The organism is Synechococcus sp. CS-205, from assembly GCF_025128255.1.
Taxonomy (GTDB): Bacteria; Cyanobacteriota; Cyanobacteriia; order PCC-6307; family Cyanobiaceae; genus Regnicoccus_A.
This window is the reverse complement of record NZ_JAHLZB010000049.1, coordinates 87448-103051: the sequence shown is the minus strand read 5'-3', so window position 1 is coordinate 103051 and position 15604 is coordinate 87448. Positions and strand designations below refer to the sequence as shown.

Here is a 15604-nt window from a genome sequence, read left to right as displayed (position 1 = left end):
GCAGAGCGAGGAGCCGGCGATGAAGATCCTGTTCTGGGGCACCCCGGCCTACGCGGTGCCCAGCCTTGAGGCGCTGGTGGCAGCGGGCCATGAGCTGGTGGGGGTGGTCAGTCAGCCCGATCGCCGCCGCGGACGGGGCTCGGCGTTGGTGGCGTCGGCCGTGAAGGCCCGGGCGCTGGAGCTGGGTCTGCCGGTGTTCACCCCCAGCCGCATCCGGCGTGAACCCGAGCTGCAGGCGCAGCTGGCGGCGCTGGGGGCGGAGGCGTCGGTGGTGGTGGCCTTCGGGCAGCTGCTGCCGCACGAGGTGCTGGCCCAGCCGCCGCTGGGCTGCTGGAACGGCCATGGCTCCCTGCTGCCCCGCTGGCGTGGCGCCGCCCCGATCCAGTGGTGCCTGATCGAAGGCGACGCCCAGACCGGCGTGGGGATCATGGCCATGGAAGAGGGTCTCGACACGGGCCCGGTGCTGCTGGAGCGGCGCCTCTCGATCGGGCTGCTGGAGAACGCGGCCCAGCTGGGGGAGCGCCTGAGCCGGCTCACCGCCGAGCTGCTGGTGGAGGCGATGCCCCGGATTGCTGCGGCTGGGCCGGGCCCTGAAACCCACCGCTGGCAGCGGCTTGGACTGCACCCTCAGCCCCAGGAGGGCCTCACCCACGCCCGCCTGCTGCAGAAGGACGACTACGGGATCAGCTGGAACACCCCGGCCCTGGCGATCCACCGGCGGGTGATGGGGCTGTATCCAGGGGCCGTGACCCCATGGCAGCAACGGCGCGTCAAGCTGCTGGTTACAGAACCCCTGGCGTGGCGCCTGAGCGATCAGCTCACCCCCGCAGGCGCCCAACTGGCTGTCCGTTGGAGTGAGCCGGGTCGCGCCGAGGTGGCCGAAGCCAAGGCCGCTGAACCCGGATGTGTGCTGGAGCTGGTCCGCGGCGTGGGCCTGGTGGTGGCTACCGGCGGCTGCCCCATCCTGATCCGCGAGGCGCAACTGGAAGGCAAGCGTGCTGCGACGGGCGAGGCCCTGATCCAGCAACTGGGAGCGCAGGTGGGGGATCGGTTGGGCTGAGGTCGGTTGGGCTGAGGGGCCAATCCCCCTGTTCAGCCCCGACCCCTGGGGCGGGTCTCCCGCGAAAGCGGCTGGCTGCGGGGAGAGCCACTACGCGGCCCGTTGCGCCGAGGCGCTGAAGCTCCAGGGCCACCGCGCTGGCCACCGCCACGGCGGCCTCCCTTGCCCCGCCCGCCACTGAGATCCAGCGGCGGCGCCGAGAGGATCGTGGGCTCGAAGCCTGGGATCTCCGCTCGGGGAAGGGGATTGCCGATCAGCTTCTCGATTGCGCGCAACAGTTCGTGTTCCTCGGCGGCCACCAGGGAGAGCGCATGGCCGCTCTGGCCGGCCCGGCCGGTACGGCCGATCCGGTGCACGTAGTCCTCGGCCACGTTGGGCAGATCCAGATTCACCACATGGGGCAGTTGCTCGATGTCGAGGCCGCGGGCGGCGAGGTCGGTGGCCACCAGCACCCTCAGCTCCCCGCTCTTGAAACTCGCCAGGGCGCGGGTGCGGGCCCCCTGGCTCTTGTTGCCGTGGATGGCCATGGAGGTGACACCCTCCTGGCTCAGGCGGTCGGCCAGCCGGTTCGCGCCGTGTTTGGTGCGGGAGAAGACCAGCACCTGCTGCCAGTTGTTGCTGCGGATCAGGTGGGAGAGCAGGTCTCCTTTCCGGGCCATGTCGCAGGGGTGCATCACCTGCTCGACCAGGGGGGCCGCACGGTTCTCGGGTGTGGCCTGCAGCTGCAGGGGCTGATGCAGCAGCCCGTGGGCCAGCTTGCGGATCGAGGGATTGAAGGTGGCCGAGAACAGCAGGTTCTGACGCCTGGGAGGGAGCAGGGCCAGGATCTTCTGGATGTCGCGGATGAAACCCATGTCGAGCATGCGGTCGGCTTCATCCAGCACCAGGATCTCGAGCCGGTCGAAACGGATCGCGTTCTGCTGGTAGAGATCCATCAGACGGCCGGGGGTGGCCACCAGCACGTCGGCGCCGCGACGCAGCCGCTGCATCTGGGGATTGATCTTGACGCCGCCGAAGACCACGTCGCCGCGCAGGTCGAGGAAGCGGCCATAGGCCTGGACACTTTCCGCCACCTGGGCAGCCAGCTCCCGGGTGGGGGTGAGCACCAGAGCACGCACCTGGTTGTTGCGGGCATGGGGGCCATGCCGCAGCCGCTCCAGCATCGGCAGGGTGAAGCCGGCGGTCTTGCCGGTGCCGGTCTGGGCGGCGGCCATCACATCACGGCCGCCGAGCACCGCCGGAATCGACTGCACCTGGATCGGTGAGGGGCAGGTGTAGCCCTTCAGTGCAATCGCTTTGAGCAGTGGCTCAGACAACCCGAAGGAGGCGAAATCCTGAACCGGGCTTCCGGAAGTGGCTGGATCGGCCCCTGAAACGCCTGGGCTGATCTGCTCCTCTCCCGGAGCTGGGTGGGTCAGACGGGAAATCGGAGCAATCCTCACGGGGCACCTAACCTAGGAGAACAGGGCTATGGCGATGGGAACAGTGGCCAGGCCCTCGGATCCATGTCTTGATGTGGCGATGATTCCCACCCTCTCCAGCCGTGGTCGTCGGGGCACCCCGGGAGCGGCCTACTGGCGCCTGCATCCCCCCACCCCCTGGAAGACCACCCAGGCCCTGCTGGAGCAGGAGAGCGTGGCCCAACCGCACCAGCAACCCCAACCGGTGAACGGGGAGCAGTCCCTTCCCGCCTCGGTGGAGGCCGTCCCGGAGGCGGCCAGACCAGTGCAGATCAGCGAAGCCATCGCCGCCGAGCCACACCGGCAGCACTCACCCCACGGCCAGCCCGAACCCATCGGCAGAACCTTGCTGATGCTGTTCCTGTGGGCCGTGCTGCTGCTGATCGATGCGGCCATGGCCCTCAGGGAGCTGGCTGCTCAGCTGGCCCCGCACGGAACAGAGAAAGCCCCCCGGAGCCGCCGCAACCGACGAACCCAGGGGGCCTTGCCAGGGGATTGGCCGGCGCCGCTGGCCAGCCTTCCCTGAGGGCGGGAACAGTTGCTCAGCGGGAGGCGCCAGCACCCGCAGCCACCTTGCCCACGCCAAGGGAGCGCAGCTCCTGCAACAGGCTCTGCAGCACCTGCTTGGCGTCGCCGAACACCATTGAGGTCTGGGGCAGCTCAAAGAGGTCGTTGCGGATGCCGGCATAGCCCGATCCCAGGCTGCGTTTGACCACGAACACCGTGCGGGCCTGATCCACCTCCAGCACAGGCATCCCGTAGAGGGGGCTGGCCGGGTCGTTCTTGGCGCGGGGATTGACCACGTCGTTGGCCCCCAGCACGATCACCACATCGGTGCGCGGGAAGTCGGGGTTGATCGCATCCATCTCGACCAGCTGGTCGTAAGGCACATCGGCTTCCGCCAGCAGCACGTTCATGTGGCCCGGCATGCGTCCGGCCACCGGGTGAATGGCGTAGCGCACCTCGATGCCGTGCTGCTCGAGCAGACGGGCGAGCTCCTTGAGGCTGTGCTGAGCCTGGGCCACGGCCAGGCCGTAGCCAGGAACGAAGATCACCCGCTCGGCCGCCTCCAGGGTGAGGGCACATTCCTCGGGGCTGCAGGAGGTCACATTCGTGTACTCCTCGCGGCCACCATCGCCATCACCGGTCTGGCTCGATCCGGCACCAAGGGCGCCACCGAACAGCACGGAGGTGAGCGAGCGGTTCATGGCCGTGCACATCACCTGGGTGAGGATCAGGCCGGCCGCGCCCACCATGGCGCCCGCCACGATCAGCAGCTCGCTGCCCACCACGAAACCGGCAGCGGCAGCCGCCACCCCGGAATAGGAGTTGAGCAGGGAGATCACCACCGGCATGTCGGCACCGCCCACGGGCAGGGTCAGACCCACCCCCAGCAGCAGGGCCAGCACCGTGAGGGGGGCCAGAGCCACGGGAACCCCCTTGAGCACCAGCGCGCAGCAGGCCAGACAGGCCAGCGCCAGGAGGATGTTCACCGCATGGCGCTGGGGGCGCAGGGTCCAGCCGGGGGTGCCCAGCCACTCCTGCAGCTTGCCCATCGCCACCAGAGAGCCACTGAAGGTGATGGCACCCACCAGCACCGAGACCAGCACCGAGACCTGCCCCACAAGGTTCAGGGGGGTGGGCAGCTGCACGGCACCGATCGCCACGAGCAACGACGACATGCCGCCGCAGCCGTTGAAGAGCGCCACGGTCTCGGGCATCGACGTCATCGCCACCCGAAGGGCGAGCACGGCACCGAGGCCGCCGCCGATGCCCAGCCCCAGAAGCATCCAGGGCCAGCCGTCCAGACCCTGTTGCAGCAGCAGGCCCACCACCGCCAGGCCGAGGGCCAGAGCAGCCAGGCCATTGGCGCTGCGGGCCGTGCGGATCTTGGCCAGTCCCTTGAGCCCGAAGGCCAGAAGCAGAACGGAGCCGAGTTCGATCGTCAGTTCAACCATCAGTTCGCCTCCCTGCGGCGGAACATCGCCAGCATCCGGTCAGTCACGAGGAACCCCCCCACCACGTTGAACAGGGCAAAGCCCAGGGCCACGGCCCCGATCAGCTTCAGGGCAGGGGTGGGAGCCTGTCCGATCAGGGCAAGCGCGGCCAGCAGGGTGATGCCGCTGATGGCATTGGCCCCGGACATCAACGGCGTGTGCAGCGTGGGGGGCACCTTGCCGATCAGTTCAAGCCCCAGCAGGCTTCCGAGCACCAGAACCCAGAGGGCGGCGGTACCACCGAGATGACCGCTCATGCCGTCACCTCCTCGAGGCTGGGCCAGAGATCGGGGCGGCGACAGGCGCCCGCGTGGGAGATCAGACAGGGGTCGAGCAATGGATCCTCGGGGTTGAGTTGCAGGCCTTCCTCCGCGAACAGGGGCTCGAGGAAGGAAGTCAGGTTGCGGGCGTAGAGGGCGCTGGCATGGTGTGGCACCGAGGCCGGCAGGTTGGAGGAGCCGATGATGCGCACCCCTCCGATCTCCACGGTGCGGTCGGGCTGGCTGCCGGCACAGTTGCCACCGGTGGACACCGCCAGGTCCACCACCACCGAGCCGGGGCGGAGGGCCGAGAGCATTTCTTCGGTGATCAGCAGCGGCGCGGGCCGGCCCGGCACCTGGGCGGTGGTGATCACCGCGTCGGCTTCGGCCAGATGGGTGGTGAGCTGCTGACGCTGGGCCTCGAGGAAGGCGGCTCCTGCCTCGCGGGCATAGCCCCCTGCTTCACCCGGGGCCTCACGGCTGGGGGGATCGATGAAGCGGGCCCCCAGCGACTCCACCTGTTCCTTGGCGGCGGGCCGCACGTCACTCACCTTCACCACCGCTCCAAGGCGGCGCGCCGTGGCCACCGCCTGCAGACCGGCCACGCCTGCGCCCAGCACCAGGACCTTGGCGGGCTGCACCGTGCCGGCGGCGGTCATCAGCATCGGGAAGAAGCGATCGAGTTCGCTCGCTGCCAGCAGCACCGCCTTGTAGCCGGCGATGTTGGCCTGGGAGGAGAGCACATCCATCGACTGGGCGCGGCTGATGCGCGGCAGCAGCTCCATGGCCAGAGTTGAGAGCCCCCTGCTGCTGAGCCGCTCGATCAGGGCACGGTTCAGGTAGGGATCAAGCAGGCCCACCAGCAGGCAGCCGGAGGGGAGACGCTCGAGTCCCCCCGATCCCCCGTCGGATTCCTGCAGAGGTGGCTGCACGCAGAGCACCAGCTCGGCGCCGCTCCAGGTGTCGGGGCAGCCCTTGGCCACGATCGAGGCCCCCGCCTCGGTGAAGGCGTCATCGCTGAATCCGGCTTCCAGCCCTGCGCCGGCCTCGATGAACACCTCGGATTTCTTGGCGACCAGCCGGCGCACCGTTTCAGGTGTGGCGGCGACGCGCCGTTCCCCCACCCGGCTTTCGATGGGAACCAAGACCCTGACCACAGACAACTCCAGCGGTGCTGACCTCCTCCATTGAGGGTCCGCGTGGTGGAGGGACGCAAGTCGCCCCTGAACGTTGTGTTCAAGCCACCACACAGAGGCGTGCCTGCCCCGGTCGGCCACGGTGATGGCGTGCCTCTGTCACGAGGGCTACCCCAAAGCTGCTCCGCGCTGTTTAGCAAGAGAGGGCAGTTCTGCGCTGATCCCCATCCATGGCCTCCTTCACGATCACCCTCGAAGACGGCAAGTCGTTCAGTTGCCCCGACGACCAGTACATCCTCGATGCCGCCGAGGAGCAGTCGATCGATCTGCCCTACTCCTGCCGCGCAGGGGCCTGCAGCACCTGTGCGGGCAAGATCCTCTCCGGCAGCGTCGACCAGTCGGACCAGAGCTTCCTTGATGACGAGCAGATCGCCGAAGGCTTCGCGCTGCTCTGCGTCAGCTATCCACTCTCCGACTGCACGATCAAGCCCAACGTCGAAGACGACCTCTGAAGCCGGCCCTGGAGGCAGACGACCAGCGGTTCAGATCGCCTCCAGATCCCTGTAGGCCGCCGACCAGGTGGCCTGATCGAGCCGCTCCATCGCTTCTTCGGCCGTGGCGGCCCGGCTGGCGAGGCCCTCCCGCACGGCCGCCAGCGCCACGGCTTCGGCAACGGCTCGCGACACCGCCCGCACCTCCGTCAGCTCGGGCATCAGCGGTGCGCTGGAATCCTGGGAAGCAGGAATCCGATCAGCCAGGGCGTCGAGCCCGGCATCGATCATCGCTTCGCTCACCTGCACGGCCCCCACCGCCACGCTGGCGAAACCCAGACCGGGAAACAGGAAACAGTTGTTGCACTGCCCGATCCGGCGATGGCTCCCCTGCCAGTCCACCGGCTCGAAGGGGCTGCCGCTGGCCACCAGGGCCCGACCTGCCGTCCAGTCGTAGAGATCGGCGGGGGCGGCCTCAGCCAGGCGGGTGGGATTGGAGAGCGGCAAAATGATTGGCCGCTCCACCGCCTCTGCCATCGTTTTCACCACCGTGCGGGTGAAGGCTCCGCTCACGGTGGAGGTGCCGATCAGCACGGTGGGTTTCACCCCCTGCACCACCTCCAGGAGGCCGATCCGGCCGGATTGATCGCGCCCGTACGACTCCCGCTCCGATGGATCCCTGGCCAGGGCCAGGGTCATGGGGGTGAGGCCGGGCTGATCCGCCAGCACCAGCCCCTCGCGATCGATGGCCCAGAGGCGTCGGCGCGCCTCAGCCTCACTCAGGCCGGCCCTGGTGAGCAGGCGTACCAGGCCTTCGGCGATGCCGCAGCCAGCAGTTCCCGCCCCGAACACCACGATGCGGTGGTCCTCCAGCCGCAGGCCGGCGCCTCGGGAGGCCGCCTGCACCACCGCGCAGGCCACCCCGCGGGTGCCCTGGATGTCGTCGTTGAAGCTGGGCACCCGTTCGCGGTACTCCGTCAGGAGCTGGTGGGCATGACTGGTGCCGAAGTCCTCCCAGTGCAGCAGAGCCCCTGGAAACAACCGCTGCAGAGCCTCCACGGTGCTGCTCAGGAAACGGTCGTAGTCGGAGCCATCGAGGCGAGGGTGACGCCAGCCGGGATAGAGGGGGTTCTCCAGCAGCCCGGGGCGATCCGTGCCCACATCCAGCACCAGGGGCAGCACCCGGGAGGGATCCAGGCCGGAGCAGAGGGTGTAGACGGCCAGCTTGCCCAGGCAGATCTCGATGCCGCCGATGCCCTGATCACCGATACCAAGGATCCCCTGGGAGTCGGTGATCAGGATCAGATCCACCTGCTCGGGCGCCGCCTGGCGCAGCACCGTGTCGATCCTCTCCAGATCCGGTGCCGCCAGGAACACACCCTCAGAGGGGGAGCGGTAATCGAGGCTGAAGCGCTGGATCGCCGCACCCACGGTGGGGGTGTACACGATCGGCATTACCGCCTCGATGTGATCCTCCAGGAAGCGATGGAAGAGGGTGAGGTTCGTCTGGCGCAGGGCCACGGCGAAGCGGAACCGCTCCAGGTCGCTGCCAAGACCGAGAAAGGCCTGCCAATGGCGCTCCACCTGCAGCTCCAGGCACTCCACCGCATGGGGCAGCAGCCCATCGAGCCCGAACGCCAAGCGTTCGCGGCGGCTGAAGGCCGTTCCCTTGTTGAGGGAGGGATCGGCGAGGAGGTCGCGGCCCCGCAGGCGGGTGCTCACGGGGGTGATCGGGGGAGCCAGGGGGATTCAGCAACCTGGCAGCGGAGCGTAGGCCAGCAGCTCAGAGCAGGCGCATCAGGCAGCCCACCAGGGCCATCACCAGCAGCAGCGCCGAGGCGATGAAGCTGATGGCGAATCCCGGGGCCCGCTGCTCCGGAGCCCGCAGATACCCCACGGCATAGAGCACCCGACCCAGCACCCAGAGGCCCCCGAGCACCGAGGCCACGGTGGGATTGGAGACCAGCACCGCCAACCAGAAAGCCGGCAGGAACACCGCCAGCTGCTCCAGGGTGTTCTGCTGCACCCGAACGGCCCGCTCAAAGGCCGGCGGTCCGGTCATCAACGGTGGCTTCACCCCATCGCGCAGGCGCGCGCGGCCCACCTGCATGGCAGTGGCCTGAAAGGTGATCACGGCCAGCAGGGTGATGAGCCCGGGCAGGGGGGCAATGGTCATGGAGCTCAAACTCAGCCCAGCGACCCACCATGACCCACGGCGGCCACTCCAGCCAGGACTGCCACCATCACCACCATGGCGATGACGGCCCAGGAGACATGGCTGCGGGCTTCCATCGCAGGTTCACTGCCCTGGATCGGCATTTCCTCGGCATAGAGATTGTCGTGGTTTTCTAGATCGTGGGTATGCATGAAGGCTCCATGAGCTGCCTCCAGCGTGGCCGCAACTGGCGGGTCCTGCCTTTGGAAGCAGGCAGTTGTGACAGAGCTTTGCCGATGTTGACGTGCCCCACATCAACAGCAACAAAAGCGAATCAAGCGGGAGCGATCAACGAGGGTGATCGCCGCACCGGGCGTGGCCTCAGCGCAGGGAACGGATCAGGCCCCGTCGCCGCAGTTCCCGGGCGAACTCGCTGGAGAGCCGGTCCCTGGCCAGCGCGGCACGCCAGCGGCCGTACCAGTCGAGGCAACGCAACACCACCCAGGTGAGAAACAGAACCTGCAGAAAAGGTTTCAGGGTCGGGGCGACCGGGCTCTGGTAGCAAGTTAGGCGCCCTCGAGGCCCGTGTCATCAGCGCCATCGAGGGTCCAGAGCGCCAGGCCACCGCCACGACCCCTGGCCGCCAACCAACCCCTGGCCCTTCCGCCACCGATCAGCGCAAAGAACGGCAGCACCCCGGCCCGCTGCTGCGTGAACGGGAGCGGCTGGGGCAGCAGACGGTCGAGGGGCCGCCAGGGGCCCAGCGCCAGGCAGAGGCGCTCGAAGCGGAAGAGCAACAGCGGCCGTTTGCCCTCCAGACGCGCCTGCCCCGAGAAGGTCAGCACGAGGCCTCCCAGCTGAACGCTGTTGTGGATGGCCAGCTCGGCCAGCTCCTGTCCGGGCCCAGGGGCTTCGATCACCAGCCGTGCGCCCAGTCCACGCAGGAGACCACTGGCCAGGCCAGCGGGCCGCTCACTCCCCCGCGGCCAAGTGTGCTGCAGACGCCAGGTTCCGATCAGCTGGTCAACCTTCAGGCCACTTCCCTGGCGGCGGCTGATCCTCTCCATCTCGAGCAGCTCCGCCGCATCGGGGCTGCGGGTCAGTGTCGGGTCCATACCAGGCCTCCATGGGGGCTTGGCCGGGGCCCACCCCTTGGCGGGATCCTGGCCGAGCCACCTGGAAGGTGGGGACAGCTCCGGGCCATGGCCCATTGCCTGCGCCGGCAAGACCGGTATGACCAGTGCCCTGCACCGAGGCGATGGGTCAAACCGGACGCAAGGCCGCCCGCTGGGCGGTCCATCCCATGGCCTGCGCCATGGCCTGGGCATTCACGCTCATGGCCGGGGCGGGAGCCTCCGCCCGCCTGGCCCCGGGCGGCGTTGGGCATCCTTCACCCCGGCAGGACGCCGTCTTCACCCTCAAGCGCGGTCCACGCCTCCTACCCGCCACAGGTGATCCGGTCTGGCAGCTGCAACTGGACGTTCCAGGGCAGAGGAGCCGCAGCTTCGAGGCCCTGGTGGGCAGGGCCTCCCGTCAGGGAGCGGATCGACACCAGCTGGGCAGCCAGGCGCCCCTGCCGCCTGGGCGTTACCGGCTCACCGACATCAGCGCCATCGAACCCGACGATCCCGTGGAACTCGGGCGGGTGCTCTGGATCGGGCTGGAGCCGCAGTTCCCCACGGCGCGCCTTGGCCTGGGAATCCATCACGATCCAAGCGCGGGGCTGGGCCCCGAAAGCGGCACCGATGGCTGCATCGGCCTGATCCGCGGCGACGATCTGCTGAGGCTGGCGGCACTGCTGGAGGACAGCGGCACCCGGAACCTTGTGGTGATCCAGTGACGGCCGCCTCCAAGGGTCCGGTTCAGGCCTGACCGCGGCGGGCGCGCCACTGGGAGGCATAGGCTCCGCGCCCATCAAGGGCGGCCGAGCCGCAGCGGCAGGCCAGCTCCAGGGCGGCTGGCCGCTCCCAGCCGGCAGCCAGTGCCGCCGTGAAACCCGCCGCGAAGCTGTCGCCGGCGCCATAGGCATCCACCGGGGGATCCCTGCGCTCAAGGGCGGCAAAACGGCCTCCGGGAACCGTGAAGCCGCCCTGCTCGGCCTCGGTGGCCACATAGAGGCGAGGAGCGGGGCTGAGGTCCCCGGGCTGGTAGCGCTCCGCGCGATCACGAGCACTGCCGATCAGGGCGTCGAGCTGGACACCGGCGGCCTGCAGCACAGGCAGTCGCACGCGGGGGGTGGCCGCCAGCACCCGCCCATGGCGGGCCAGCCGCAGGGCGGCCACATCGGCAGCGGTCACGAACACCCCATCGCAGGCGGCCAGCTCCGACCAGGGCAGGGGATCGCTGGCGGCAGGAGCAAGACGCTCGCCGATCACGGTGATGGTGCGCTCCCCGCTGGCCTCCACGAAGGTGATCGCCCGACGGGTGGGGCCCTCGCGCCAGGCCACGTGCAGCTCCAGCCCCATGGCACGGAGCTCAGCGGCGGCCATCTCTCCGAGGGCATCGCGGCCCAGGGCGGTGAAGAAGGCCACTGGATGGTCCGTGAGCCTGCTGAACTGAGCGGCCACCACGGCGCCGCCACCGGCGGGTTGCTCCAGGGTCTCGAGAGCATGCTGGATCTGGCCCGCCAGCGGCAGGTGTTCCACCGTCACGAAGCTGACCCACTCCACGTGGCCCACCACCGCCAGTCGAAGGGGCGGCAAGGGCGGCAGGCTCCACGACCGGGACGGGAACGCGACGGACATCCAGGCTCAGAGGGTGTTTCAGGATGGCAACTCCTCTACCAGCTCCCCCACGGCCATGGGCCCGAAGAACCGGTCTGCCACCACCGTCAAGCTTCAGATCGCCGGTGCAGTGTTTCTGCCGCTGCTCCTGCTGGGGTTGTGGCTGAATTCGCTTGGTTTCTTCAGCCCACCGCTCCCTGGGGGCTGAAGGATGTGCTGAACCACGTGCCGAGCAGGGATGGCCCCATGGCATCAGGAGCTGAACGAAGAGGTGAAACGATTTCTGCCTGGGCTCGACCCTCTTGGTACGTTGAATTCAGGTTGATGGCTGCAGGCTGCGACCCTCAACCCCATGTCTCCACGACTGCAAACCCTGCCCATGTCCCTACGTCAGTTTCTGTTGCGCGGCGGCATTGTCGTGGCGGCATTGTTCTCCACCGGTCTCCTGAGCGCCGGAGAAGGGAAAAGCGAGGTTCTTTACCGCCTCACCACCCAGTGCAGTGTCAAGGGTGGTGACTCCAAAGCCTGTATCGTCGAGGCCGTCAATGAGGGAGGGTCCACCCTCTACCGCCACAAGATCGGCACAGAGATCTTGACCGTCCGAGTCAGAGATGAACCCGTGCGTATGGATCGCTGGGCTCAGGACACGAAGTCGTGGTCGCCTGTTCAGCGGGCCGAGGTCCGCTTCTCGACGAACACCATCTGTTACGACGGCACCGATCTGTGTGTCATCAACCCCAACTATCTCAACAGCGTCCGCCAGGCCCGTCCCGTCCTGATGAAAGACCGTGACCACGTGATGGTCCACTTCGGCGAAGACGGCCGGGTCGATGCCAGCTGCTACGACGACGGCTGCAAGGTGGTGAGCCAATGAAAGAAACTGCTGGATTGGGCCTGCTGCTCTCGTGTGTTCTGGCCCTGCCCGCTGGCGCAACCCTTGCGATGGAGAAGCCTGGTGAGCCAGGTCACGGAGTCAGCAAAGCTGAGCTGATTGCACGAGGGGGCGGTCGCGGCGGGGGTGGCCGAGGCGGGGGTGGCAGTCGCGGCGGGGGTGGCCAGCGCAGCCGCGGCGGAAGCGGTGGGGGCTCCCGAGCCCGCAGCGGCTTCAGCAGCTCCGGCTCGGGTCTGAACAGGGGGAACACCCGTCCGAGTGGTGGCTGGAGCAACAGGGTGTCCTCGCCCTCGGCACGGCCGTCGATCCAACGGCCTTCAGGGGCCAGCGGCATCAGAAGTGATGGCAATCGCGGCAGCAACCGGACCACCAACCGCGACGTGAACCGAAACGTCAACCGGGATGCGAATCGGAATGTCAACCGGAACCGGGATTTGAACCGGAACGTCAACCGAAACGCGAACTGGAACGCGAATCGGCGTGTGAACATCAACAATGTCAACGTGAATGCCGGCTGGGCTCGCCCGGGCTGGGGCGTGGCGCGGCCGTGGAATCACGGCTGGTACGGCGGATGGTCGTCTCCCAGCTGGGGATGGTGGGGAGCAAGAGCCGCAACCTGGGGTGTGGCCTCCCTGGCCACGGCAGCCATCATCAACAGTGCCGTCGATAACGCGGTGAGCAGCAACACCACCCACATCGTGGTGCCCAACACCGACTACCAGTTGCTGTACGGCTCCGTTCAGCCCTCGGGCTCCCAGGGTGTCAGCTTCGCTGTCACCGCTGATGGGAGCACCTACCAGCTCTCCGCCGACTGCAACCGTGGCCTGCTGGATGGCCGGGAACCGACCAGCGCCTCTGAAGCAGAGCTGCTCAATGCCGCCTGCCAGGTTGCCTTCGGCTCCGCCTGAGCCTTGCCATTGGAGGCTCGGCTCAGCTGCGCTGGGCCTCCACGGCATGGGTGAGGGCTTCATGGAGAGTGAGTTCGGTGTGATCCTCCGGAAGCAGCTGGAACAGCTTGAGCTGATCCAGCCGTTTGCGGGTGGTGCCGCCCGCTCCGACCACATAAACATTGCGACCGACATCAATCGCCTCCTCAACGGCATTCTCGATCGCCAGGGCGGCAGTCAGCCCGAGATGGTAAACACCCGAGAGATCGAAGATGACCGCATCACAATCGCTGATGGCATTGTGTTCACGGTTGATGGTTTTGGCCACGCCGAAGATCATCGCGCCATTGAGCTGAAACAGGAGCACGCGTCCCCCGGCCTGATCGAGAAGCCGCTTGTCTTGATCGCTGAGTTCAAGAGCATCGTCAGCAGTGCTGACAGCCTTGACGGCCTTGCTCTGCATCAGGCTCATCTTGTCGATGGTGATGATGTTGGCGATGAAAATGCCGACACCCACGGCCACCATCAGGTCCACCAACACCGTCAGGGCAATCACCACATAGGTGATCAGGGCCCCTTTTCTGGAGAGCTGGGGCACGCGCACCAGGAAGCCCCAGTCGACGATATCAAGACCCACCTTGAACACGATCGCCGCCAGCACAGCCAGAGGAATCTGTGAGGCGAGGCCCGATCCAGCGAGGATCAAGAGGGCGAGGATCAACGCTCTGAACAGGCCCGAGAGGCCCGTACGGCCCCCGGCCTGGATGTTCACCACCGTGGCGGTGGTGGCTCCTGATCCGGGCAGGGCACCACAGAGACCGGCCACGATGTTGGCAAGGCCCTGACCCACCAGTTCCTTGTCGGATTGATGCTCGGTGCGGGTGAGGCTGTCGGATACGAGGCAGGTGAGCAGACAGTCGATCGAGCCGAGCATGCCCAGCAAGGCGGCATTGATCACCACCAGTTGCAGCACATCGGGTCCCAGAGCTGGCAGCGTGAGCTGCGGCAGACCGCTGGGGATCTCACCGATGCGGCGCAGCTCAACCCCCTGGAACGCCACCAGGGAAAGGATCGTGCCAACGATCAGCGCCAGCAGCGGCACCGGGATCAGGCGTTTGACACGCTCCGGAGTGAACCAGAGCAGGGCCAGGGTGATCAGGGCCAGCGCCGTTTCCATCGGCTGGATGCCCTGAAGCAGTTGCGGCACGGCCTGAAGTGTTCCAAGCACGCCACCCGGAGGAGGTGCCTGGCCAAGCAGCGGGCCGATCTGCAACACGATCAGGATCGTGCCGATGCCGCTCATGAAACCCGAAATCACCGTGTAGGGCATCTGGGTGATGTAGCGGCCCAGACGGAGCACCCCGTAGAGAATCTGAAACACCCCGGAGAGCATCACCACGGTGAAGGCGATGGCCAGGGCCTGGGCGGGGGAATCAGCCCTGGTGGTGAGGGTGGCCAGCACAGCGGTGAACACCACCGTCATCGGGCCTGTGGGCTCCGAGATCAGCGAGGGCGTGCCGCCGAAGAGGGCCGTGACCAGGCCGATGATGGCGGCCGACCAGAGCCCTGCCGCGGCTCCTGCTCCGGAGGCCACCCCAAAAGCCAGGGCCATCGGCAGGGCAATCACGGCCGCGGTGAGGCCACCAAAGAAATCCCCCCGGATGTTGTTGCGACCGATGTAGTTGAAAATGCGCCCGCTTCTGCCGGGTCGTGCAACTGAGGCGGGAGCAACCATAAATCAACAGACGAAGATTGAAAAAGGGAAGAAGGTGAAGCGGCTGGAAGGGAACCCTGCAATCCGCTAAGGAAAGCGAACTGGAGTCGCAATAACTATCCGGCCTGAGCAGAGAAGACCAGTCTTGAGTAGAGAAGAGTTTCAGCACTCAAGATAGCCATGAATCACCCACCTGGCCATGAGGAGGTGACATTGACTTGGTTCACCTTAAGCCATGGCCAATGCCGCCCATCAGCACAGCCCTGAATTTCCATGAACCAAACAAGCCAGTCAGGGCAACTCCCCTCCTGAAAAGGAGCATGCACAGCCCCTGCCCATGGATGCGGTCTCCGATGATTCCGCCGTCAGTCGGCCCAGGTCTCCATTTCCGGAAGCGTGGCGCCGATCCGATCCGCCAGCTTCAGGCAGGCATCCATCTCGGCCCAGAGCAGTTCACGGCGCTGGGCATCAATGCCATAGGAGCGTCGGTGCAGATCCCTGCCCAGATAGCGCAGCGCGTCGCGGATCCGGCTCCAGTCCTGTTGGTGGCAGACGGGCGGCTGATTGAGAAGATCATCCATGAAGCCTGATCAGGCAGAGGGGCGTCGCCCAGCCCTCCACAGGGCAGTCAAAGCCGGTGAGCTTGGCTGAGACAGGATCGCAGCGGCACGGTCGTCGGCTTTCTGTGAATCATGGGTCGCCTGAGATTCGAACTCAGGACCAATCGGTTAAAAGCCGAGTGCTCTACCGCTGAGCTAGCGACCCGCCGGGATGGACTGCCCTTTCGAGCACCCATGGAAAGTATCACCCAGGGGTCACCTCCTCCAAG

General features: G+C 67.1%; 18 protein-coding genes and 1 tRNA gene. 7 read left to right on the top strand and 12 right to left on the bottom strand.

Annotated features, from left to right (window positions below; translation table 11 throughout):
• Window positions 1-19 precede the first annotated feature (19 nt).
• Window positions 20-1060 (top strand): methionyl-tRNA formyltransferase, encoded by a 1041-nt coding sequence (gene fmt / locus KQ297_RS12105; protein WP_259739632.1) that lies wholly within the window; start codon window positions 20-22, stop codon window positions 1058-1060.
• 32 nt (window positions 1061-1092) lie between these two features.
• Here fmt and KQ297_RS12100 read toward each other — a convergent pair whose 3' ends face one another.
• Window positions 1093-2376 (bottom strand): DEAD/DEAH box helicase, encoded by a 1284-nt coding sequence (locus tag KQ297_RS12100; protein WP_259739631.1) that lies wholly within the window; start codon window positions 2374-2376, stop codon window positions 1093-1095.
• Between the two features lie 160 nt (window positions 2377-2536).
• Between KQ297_RS12100 and KQ297_RS12095 the strand changes: the two genes are divergently transcribed.
• Window positions 2537-3046 (top strand): hypothetical protein, encoded by a 510-nt coding sequence (locus tag KQ297_RS12095; protein ID WP_259739630.1) that lies wholly within the window; start codon window positions 2537-2539, stop codon window positions 3044-3046.
• Between the two features lie 16 nt (window positions 3047-3062).
• On the opposite strand, the gene KQ297_RS12090 is transcribed toward KQ297_RS12095, so the two are convergent.
• Genes KQ297_RS12090 through KQ297_RS12080 form a run of 3 tightly spaced genes read right to left on the bottom strand, consistent with a single transcriptional unit; the run spans window position 3063 to window position 5922 of the window.
• Window positions 3063-4478 carry an NAD(P)(+) transhydrogenase (Re/Si-specific) subunit beta gene (locus KQ297_RS12090; RefSeq protein WP_259739629.1) on the bottom strand — a complete coding sequence of 472 codons (1416 nt, stop codon included), beginning with the start codon at window positions 4476-4478 and terminating at the stop codon, window positions 3063-3065.
• Window positions 4478-4774, bottom strand: a complete 297-nt coding sequence (locus KQ297_RS12085; protein WP_185465495.1) for an NAD(P) transhydrogenase subunit alpha — start codon at window positions 4772-4774, stop codon at window positions 4478-4480. The genes KQ297_RS12090 and KQ297_RS12085 overlap by 1 nt, the downstream gene beginning before the upstream one ends.
• Window positions 4771-5922: an NAD(P) transhydrogenase subunit alpha gene (locus KQ297_RS12080; protein WP_259739628.1), complete on the bottom strand. Its 1152-nt coding sequence runs from the start codon at window positions 5920-5922 to the stop codon at window positions 4771-4773. The genes KQ297_RS12085 and KQ297_RS12080 overlap by 4 nt, the downstream gene beginning before the upstream one ends.
• A 221-nt stretch (window positions 5923-6143) precedes the next feature.
• Between KQ297_RS12080 and KQ297_RS12075 the strand changes: the two genes are divergently transcribed.
• On the top strand, window positions 6144-6425 hold the full coding sequence (locus tag KQ297_RS12075; protein WP_185465493.1) for a 2Fe-2S iron-sulfur cluster-binding protein: 282 nt from the start codon (window positions 6144-6146) through the stop codon (window positions 6423-6425).
• A gap of 30 nt (window positions 6426-6455) precedes the next feature.
• Here KQ297_RS12075 and KQ297_RS12070 read toward each other — a convergent pair whose 3' ends face one another.
• The 4 genes from KQ297_RS12070 to KQ297_RS12055 form a co-directional block, all read right to left on the bottom strand.
• Complete coding sequence (locus tag KQ297_RS12070; protein WP_259739627.1) at window positions 6456-8126, bottom strand: NAD-dependent malic enzyme; 1671 nt, start codon at window positions 8124-8126, stop codon at window positions 6456-6458.
• 61 nt (window positions 8127-8187) lie between these two features.
• Window positions 8188-8580: an MAPEG family protein gene (locus tag KQ297_RS12065; protein WP_185465491.1), complete on the bottom strand. Its 393-nt coding sequence runs from the start codon at window positions 8578-8580 to the stop codon at window positions 8188-8190.
• A gap of 11 nt (window positions 8581-8591) precedes the next feature.
• Window positions 8592-8771 carry a hypothetical protein gene (locus KQ297_RS12060; protein WP_259739626.1) on the bottom strand — a complete coding sequence of 60 codons (180 nt, stop codon included), beginning with the start codon at window positions 8769-8771 and terminating at the stop codon, window positions 8592-8594.
• A gap of 354 nt (window positions 8772-9125) precedes the next feature.
• Window positions 9126-9674, bottom strand: a complete 549-nt coding sequence (locus tag KQ297_RS12055) for a hypothetical protein (protein ID WP_259739625.1) — start codon at window positions 9672-9674, stop codon at window positions 9126-9128.
• 143 nt (window positions 9675-9817) lie between these two features.
• Here KQ297_RS12055 and KQ297_RS12050 point away from each other — a divergent pair, with 143 nt between their 5' ends.
• Window positions 9818-10399, top strand: coding sequence for a L,D-transpeptidase (locus KQ297_RS12050; protein WP_259739624.1), 582 nt, complete (start codon window positions 9818-9820; stop codon window positions 10397-10399).
• Window positions 10400-10421: 22 nt separating this feature from the next.
• Here the strand turns inward: KQ297_RS12050 and KQ297_RS12045 are convergent, their stop codons facing one another.
• Entirely contained in the window at window positions 10422-11303 is an 882-nt protein-coding gene (locus tag KQ297_RS12045) for a PfkB family carbohydrate kinase (RefSeq protein WP_259739623.1), read from the bottom strand.
• A gap of 331 nt (window positions 11304-11634) precedes the next feature.
• On the opposite strand from KQ297_RS12045, the gene KQ297_RS12040 reads away from it, so the two are divergent.
• The 3 genes from KQ297_RS12040 (at window position 11635) to KQ297_RS12030 (ending at window position 13082) form a co-directional block, all read left to right on the top strand.
• Entirely contained in the window at window positions 11635-12156 is a 522-nt protein-coding gene (locus tag KQ297_RS12040; protein ID WP_259739622.1) for a hypothetical protein, read from the top strand.
• Window positions 12157-12273: 117 nt separating this feature from the next.
• Window positions 12274-12411, top strand: coding sequence for a hypothetical protein (locus KQ297_RS12035; protein ID WP_259739621.1), 138 nt, complete (start codon window positions 12274-12276; stop codon window positions 12409-12411).
• A gap of 245 nt (window positions 12412-12656) precedes the next feature.
• Window positions 12657-13082: a hypothetical protein gene (locus tag KQ297_RS12030; RefSeq protein ID WP_259739620.1), complete on the top strand. Its 426-nt coding sequence runs from the start codon at window positions 12657-12659 to the stop codon at window positions 13080-13082.
• A gap of 22 nt (window positions 13083-13104) precedes the next feature.
• Here KQ297_RS12030 and KQ297_RS12025 read toward each other — a convergent pair whose 3' ends face one another.
• From KQ297_RS12025 to KQ297_RS12015, 3 genes are all read right to left on the bottom strand, one after another.
• Complete coding sequence (locus KQ297_RS12025) at window positions 13105-14796, bottom strand: SulP family inorganic anion transporter (RefSeq protein WP_259739619.1); 1692 nt, start codon at window positions 14794-14796, stop codon at window positions 13105-13107.
• 344 nt (window positions 14797-15140) lie between these two features.
• On the bottom strand, window positions 15141-15356 hold the full coding sequence (locus KQ297_RS12020; RefSeq protein WP_259739618.1) for a hypothetical protein: 216 nt from the start codon (window positions 15354-15356) through the stop codon (window positions 15141-15143).
• Window positions 15357-15468: 112 nt separating this feature from the next.
• Window positions 15469-15540: transfer RNA gene (locus KQ297_RS12015), tRNA-Lys, on the bottom strand.
• Between the last annotated feature and the right edge of the window lie 64 nt (window positions 15541-15604).